The sequence below is a fragment of the Chitinophaga sp. genome, assembly GCF_036566945.1.
GTDB lineage: Bacteria > Bacteroidota > Bacteroidia > Chitinophagales > Chitinophagaceae > Chitinophaga.
The window spans coordinates 1-5,070 of the sequence record NZ_DATCVJ010001113.1 but is presented as its reverse complement, the minus strand read 5'-3'; the positions used below and the strand labels follow the sequence as shown (position 1 = coordinate 5,070).

Sequence of the window (5,070 nt, the reverse complement as noted above, 5' to 3'; positions counted from 1 at the left end):
TTCTGTTTCAGTACTTCCCGCTGTACTTCGCGTCCGGAAGCATCTCTGATAATGATAAGATTACCGGTGTAATCTTTCGATTTACCCAGGTTAATGATACCATTTGTTGGATTCGGGAATATCGCCAGCGTAGCTGTTTTGGGCGTGGCTGTTTTTGGTGGCTGTTGAATAGACGACATACGGAACTCGTTGCTGGGGCAATCAGCGGCGGCACTCTGGCTAAAATCGTCTCCTGCTATATCAGAAATACAACCGGTCAGCGGGCTAACGGAGCGTATGTAAAAATTGACTTCCAATTGAGAGGCGACGTTAATGGGAAAAGTATTGATAATATTACTATTGATGACGGTGAACAAAGTATCCAGTACCAGGCCTGCAGCAGGACTGGAATATATTAACCTTACAGTATAGTTGTTTCCCGGGACATGATTAGTAATCGTGATAGCAGCGCTGCCACAAACCGGTGCCGTTGGTACCGTGAATTCAGGAACAGGTGCACTACCTACGATTACCTTTACGGGTACGCGTTGCGGATTCTCACAAGTCGCAGCAGCAGCAACATAATAAGTAGTTGTTACTGCAGGGCTGACTGGGTAGCTATTGCTGGTATAAAGCAGTGTACCTCCTGTGGGAGCATCATACCATCTTATTTCCGCGGTACCTGAACCCGCCGGGGTGGCATGGAGTGTAACGCTTGTCCCCTGACAGACGGTAATGCTATCAAAACTTGTTGTGGGTGGGAGCGTGGGAGTGCTACCAAGGATATAAATCGCCCGTATGGTATCGGATGTACAACCAGTAATAGAATCAACTGCCTGAATATAGAGATTTGCAGAAACGTTTTGCGGATAAATGAATGGAGGGAGCGTAAAACTTCCATTTCCTGTTATCACGAAAGACGAATCAAGAAGGTCACCATCTTTCGCTTCGTACGTTAAACGTACGTTATAATCGGTTCCTACTATATAGTTGTCAATAGTAACAGCCGTTGCACCACATGAAAAGTTTGCCGGGGCATGAAATACCGGGTTGTCCGGTCTGGCTTTTATGATCACGGTTATAGCCTTACGGCTACTGGTACATCCGCCAATAGATGCCTGTGCATAATAGGTAGTAGTGGTTAGCGGAGCCACTTTGTAGGGACTGCCGGTATACAGCGCAGTGCCCCCGGTGGCGGTGGAAAACCATTGAATAGTAGCACCCGGAATAGTGGTGGCCGTTAAACTCGCACTATCGCCATAACAGATAGACGTACTGTCTATGGCCGTTGGTGCGGTGATGGTGGCCTGATGCCAGGCATAGTATAGATGAAATGCATTTAACAAGCCTAAAAGACTACTGCTTAAAGTAATTTTTACCCGGTCGAAAGAGGCCGCGGGTTTCAAAAATACTTCTCCTCTTGCGCCGCCCAGCAAGCGCAGATTGGTAGAGTCGATGTTGGTGAGATCACTATTGGCAGTGGCGCCGTTGAAAGTTTGTACCGTAAGGCCGGCCACCAAATTAACAGACAGCGCGGAATTGCCGCTGCCGATACCTATGATAAGCGAATCGCAGCCGGCCGTTCCGCTGGGAAATATCAGCGTTTGCGATACGCTTACGCCTAATAGTCCGGCGGTGATATTAAAGGTAGAATAGTCAGTTAAATTGGTATTGACCGCATTGTTGGGATTACTGACGCCGCAAAGCAGGCATAATCCGGTAACGGCATTCGTCTGACTGTTGGCATATATCTGCGCACTGGCTTGTTGCACAGAAAAAAGAAAAAATAGTATCAATGATACTATAATGCTTTTGACAGGGTAAATTTTGAGATGCATATTTAAAGGTTTAAATGAGGGTATGAATGGAGTATGTTTAACTATGCGCGCTACATTCATCTGCTACATCTGTGCTCATGCAGATTGAATCCGGATACTGAAAGTATCCTGCTATGCTATGGCGTCAGGGTTTTGCTCAAAAATAAATCAGGGGGATAGAAGGGTGACGGCAGTGACAGAAAAATGCCCCCAAAAAGTAGCTGACTTTTTAGGGGCATTATACTTTAATACGATCATTATTTATGGTTATACAACGGCGGTAACATCTGCTTTCGTGTCCGCCGCCAGTGGCGCCCACTCCGCCAGATCTTTCAACAGGTTTTCGGCATGTTGTTTAATCGCAACAACAGCGTCTTCACCTAATTGTAATCGCAACGGTGTGTTGGGAGCAGCCAGTGCTTTGTCGATAGCTGCTGCAGCTTTAGCCGGATCACCTTCCTGGGTACCGTGCATGGTTTTGGCAAAATTTCGGGTGGGGCCAACAGTGGCTTCGTAAGCAGACAGCTCCGGCATATGCTTCATGGCCGCACCGGCCAATTCAGTTTTAAACTGACCCGGTTCTACAATCATTACTTTGATGCCCAGCGGGGCCAGTTCTGCGGCCAACGCTTCTGAAATGCCTTCCAGTGCAAATTTGGATGCGGAGTACGCACCAAATCCGGGAAAGGATAATTGTCCGCCCATACTACTGATGTTAACAATAGCGCCTGATTGCTGTTGTCTGAACAAAGGGAGGAGAGCACGGGTAACACTCACAGCGCCAAAAAAATTGGTATCCATTTGGGCGCGTAATTCGTCTTCCGGCGTTTCTTCTACCGCGCCTACAATGCCATAGCCGGCGTTGTTAATGAGTACGTCTACGCGGCCAAAACGAGCGGTTACGGCTTTTACAGCAGCGGCAATTTCATCGTTGTTGTTAACATCCATCCGCAGGGCGTCTACCTGATCGGGGGCGAGTTGTTTAATGTGCCCGAGTTTATCCAAACGTCTGGCGGTTACGACTACCTGGTAACCTTGTTGGATAGCATATTCGGCAAATGATTTACCAAAGCCTCCGGATGCGCCAGTGATAAACCATACTTTTTTAGCCTTTTCCATATTATTGATTTTGAGTGGTGTGGGTTTTGCCCGTTAAATTTAAAAATTTAATGTTACATTCATCGAGTTCAAAAAATATCTCCTTATGTTATGGACTTTACTCATTGGTGGCATTGCAGGATGGCTTGCCGGCAAAATAATGCGTGGTGAAGGATTTGGTGTAATCGTAGATATCCTGGTAGGTGTTGTTGGCGGTTGGCTGGGTGGCTGGCTTTTCGGCAAACTCGGTATCCATATGGGAAATGGCCTGATTGGTTCCCTCATAGTGGCATTGATAGGATCGGTGATTCTTATCTGGCTGGTGCATATGATAAAAGGGAAAAACTAATGAACAACACTCCCCGGTATTCCGGGGAGTGCTGTATGTGTCACATATCATTGCGTACTCACTTCTATCTTTCCTCCCTTCTTAAACAAATCATCCGGCACAAAATATCCTTCCAGCTGTTTGCCATTCACTTTGATCCCCGTTAAGTTCCTGCCTCTCCCCGGTTTGGAGATCGTCAGCCATTTACCATTCGCTGTTCTCCATTTCACTTCATCAAAAAGAGGAACGGTCACCATATATTCCGGATCGGTGGCGGAAAACGGATACAATCCTAACGCGCTAAACACATACCAGGACGACATTTCGCCTGCATCATCCATTCCACAGAGCGCGATGCCATCTTCTCCAATGCCATACAAAGTATTTAAGATCGTATCAATAATATGTTGTGATTTTGCCGGCTTCCCCACAAAGTAATAAGCAAAGGGTGCTTCATGATCCGGCTGATTACCATGGCAGTACTGGCCTATCATTGTTTCCACGTTACGGGCAATGTAGTGTGGGTTCCATGGAACGGTAAACAACGAGTCCAGTTTAGATTCAAATCCATTGGCACCGCCATACAATGCCACTAAACCGGGCATATCATGTGGCGCAAAGAAAGACACCTGCCATGCATTGGCTTCCCGGTACATATATTCGTAGTAAGGATACTGTGGATTAAAGGGCGTTATCCAGGAACCATCGGTTAATTTGCCGCGCATAAACCGGGTAGACGGATCAAATACATTTTTGTAATTCTTAGACCTGGCCATGAGGATCCGGTAGTTGGCCGTATCGCCCAGCTTTTTGGCGATCTGGGCAACGGAGTAATCGTCGTAGGCATATTCCAGGGTTTTAGATACCCCGGCTTTTCCTTTCGTTTCCACATGCGGATTGGTAACATCCGGATCTGAAATAAATCCCTTCTCTATATATTCTTTGATAAAAGGTCGTGCGCCCCCTTCTACATTGGCGTTCTTCAGCAGTATTTCATAAGTACCTTTGATATCAAACTTATCAATGCCTCTCAGGTAAGCGCCTGCAATAGAAGACGCGCCGTGATCGCCATGAAAAAAAGTAGGGATAAATCCTTTTTTATCTCCCACATCTTTCATCGACTTAATCACATCCAATGTTACCTGCGGGCTGATAAGCCCCAGCAGCACGTCTTTATTCCGGTAAGTGTCCCATAGCGAAGGCTCGGTGTAGTAGTTGAAATCCGCTTTGACTACATTACGTCTGGCATCTGTAAATTCGCCGTTTACATCGCTGCGTAAGGCCGGCCACAGGAATGAGCGGTACAAACAGGAATACAGCATTCCTTTTTGTTTATCGGTGCCGCCTTTTACCTGTACAGACGACAACAATGTTTCCCATTGCTGCGTCGCTTCTTTACGGATATCATTAAAAGATTTGCGCCCGATTTCTTTCTCCAGGTTTTCTTTTGCGTTGGCGCTGCTGACAAAGGAGATCCCTATTTTCAGCTCCACCGGCGTGGTGCTGCCGTTGGCCAGATGAACAATGGCAAAACCATTGTTATTGCCTTTATCTGTCAGGTCTAACTTTGCGATGTTCGTGTTCAGGATGGCATAAAAATAAATTCTTTCGCCCGCCTGCTGATAACCTTGTAATGCATGATCGCCTACTTTTTCAATGTCCCAGCCATTGACCCGGTTGTTGGCTTTGGCCAGGTCAAAAAGAATTTGCCGGTCGGTATTGTTTTTATATTCGTATTGATGATATCCGCATCTTAAAGTAGATGTCGGGTTTACATTTACGTTGTAATCATCCAGGTATACCTGGTAAAATCCGGGCGCGGAGCTTTCTTTTTTATGGGAGAAGTGC

4 protein-coding genes are annotated in these 5,070 nt (G+C 46.4%); 1 reads left to right on the top strand and 3 read right to left on the bottom strand.

Annotated features, from left to right (window positions below):
- Both VIP81_RS33410 and VIP81_RS33405 read right to left on the bottom strand, forming a co-directional pair.
- Positions 1–1,817, bottom strand: a 1,817-nt coding sequence (locus tag VIP81_RS33410) for a hypothetical protein (protein ID WP_331972599.1), incomplete at its 3' end; no start/stop codon positions are given.
- 246 nt (positions 1,818–2,063) lie between these two features.
- On the bottom strand, positions 2,064–2,915 hold the full coding sequence (locus VIP81_RS33405; RefSeq protein WP_331972596.1) for an oxidoreductase: 852 nt from the start codon (positions 2,913–2,915) through the stop codon (positions 2,064–2,066).
- An 85-nt stretch (positions 2,916–3,000) separates the two neighbouring features.
- On the opposite strand from VIP81_RS33405, the gene VIP81_RS33400 reads away from it, so the two are divergent.
- Positions 3,001–3,243, top strand: a complete 243-nt coding sequence (locus tag VIP81_RS33400) for a GlsB/YeaQ/YmgE family stress response membrane protein (protein WP_331972593.1) — start codon at positions 3,001–3,003, stop codon at positions 3,241–3,243.
- A 47-nt stretch (positions 3,244–3,290) separates the two neighbouring features.
- Here the strand turns inward: VIP81_RS33400 and VIP81_RS33395 are convergent.
- Positions 3,291–5,070 (bottom strand): GH92 family glycosyl hydrolase (locus tag VIP81_RS33395; RefSeq protein WP_331972590.1); only part of this gene is annotated, 1,780 nt, incomplete at its 5' end.

Excerpts from the sequence above, each read along its gene's own strand:
- VIP81_RS33405 (WP_331972596.1), bottom strand. The coding sequence starts at position 2,915 with ATGGAAAAGGCTAAAAAAGTATGGTTTATCACTGGCGCATCCGGAGGC.
- VIP81_RS33400 (WP_331972593.1), top strand. The coding sequence starts at position 3,001 with ATGTTATGGACTTTACTCATTGGTGGCATTGCAGGATGGCTTGCCGGC.